The organism is Salinispora pacifica DSM 45544, assembly GCF_000378845.1.
Taxonomy (GTDB): Bacteria; Actinomycetota; Actinomycetes; order Mycobacteriales; family Micromonosporaceae; genus Micromonospora; species Micromonospora pacifica.
Genome location: NZ_KB905359.1, coordinates 3,027,950 through 3,029,378 on the forward strand (window position 1 = coordinate 3,027,950; position 1,429 = coordinate 3,029,378).

At 67.2% G+C, this 1,429-nt stretch carries 1 protein-coding gene; it reads right to left on the reverse strand.

Annotated elements, in window-relative coordinates:
• Positions 1-1,386: S8 family serine peptidase (locus SALPAC3_RS0113715; protein WP_026185542.1), on the reverse strand; the 1,386-nt coding region annotated here is incomplete at its 3' end.
• Between the last annotated feature and the right edge of the window lie 43 nt (positions 1,387-1,429).

A 1,429-nucleotide genomic window follows, 5' to 3' on the forward strand; every position in this document is an offset into this window, starting at 1 on the left:
GCCGTCCGGCGCGATCAGGTCGATGACGAGGTCGCCCCGCCAGGTGTGGGGGATGTCCACCGCCACGGTCGAGGAGGCGGAGGCGTCCCGGTCGCAGCCGGCGATGGCGATCGAGCTGGTCACCGCGGAACCGGCGTCCGGAATCGCCACGTCGGTGTCGTTGGTGCCGGAGCAGCCCGGCGGCGGAGGCGGCGGCGTGGTGCCGCCGTCACCGACGTAGAGAAGCTTGTTCGGCGAGCCACTGCCCGGCGAGCCAATCGCGCCGTCGGTGGCGTTGTCGACCAGCGCGTCCCGAATCTGCTGCGGGGTGTACGACGGGTTGGCCGACAGGACCAGCGCCGCGGCACCCGCGACGTGCGGCGACGCCATCGACGTGCCGCTGATCGTGTTTGTGCTGGTGTCACTGTTGATCCAGGGCGCGGTGATGGACGAGCCCGGCGCGAAGATGTCCAGACAGGGGCCGTAGTTGGAGCGAGAGGACCTGTCATCGGTGCTGGTCGTATTCCCGACGGTAAGCGCAGCCGGGGTGCGGGCCGGTGAGTAGTTACAGGCGTTGGCGCTGCTGTTACCCGCCGCCAGCGCGTAGGTGACACCGGAGTTGATCGAGTTGGTCACCGCGGCGTCCAACGCNCTGTTCGCACCGCCACCAAGACTCATNTTCGCCACCGCCGGCTGGACCGCATTCGCGGTCACCCAGTCAACACCGGCCACAACCCCGGCGAAGGAACCGCTGCCCGCGCAGTTCAGCACCTTCACCGCCACCAGGTTCGTCTCCTTGGCGATGCCGTGTGCCGTGCCACCGACGGTACCGGCGACGTGCGTGCCGTGCCCATTACAGTCGGTGTCATTACTGTCGGCGGTGTTGGTGCCCCAGGTAGCCCTACCACCGAAGTCCTGGTGAGTGGTACGGATACCGGTGTCGAGGATGTAGACAGTCACGTCACTGGCAGTGTTCGGGTAGGTGTAGGAGTTGTCCAGCGGCAAATCCCGCTGGTCAACCCGGTCCAGGCCCCAGGACGGCGGGTTGTTCTGGGTGTCAGCGATCGACACCTCGTGGTTCTGCTCGACGTAGGCCACCGCTGGGTCGGCCGCGATCCGAGCGGCGGCACCAGCGTCCACCCGCAGTTCGGCTCCGCGGAGGGCCGCGGTGTACGTCCGGGCTACCTGGCCACCATGCCGGTCCACCAAGCGATCAGCCGACCGCTCGACCGCACCACGGCCAACCGCACTGTCCTTGAAGACCACGATGTAGCTGTCGGCTACCGCCGTAGCGCCTCCCGCACTACGGATCTCACCAACCGGTTCAGCGGCCATAGCGGGGGTTGCGGACGCCATCATGGCCATCGTGGCTAGTCCGACGAACATGGACCTTCGGGATAGACCCATCTCCTCTGTCTCCCTCCGGATGGCATCAAGGTCCACCGACTCC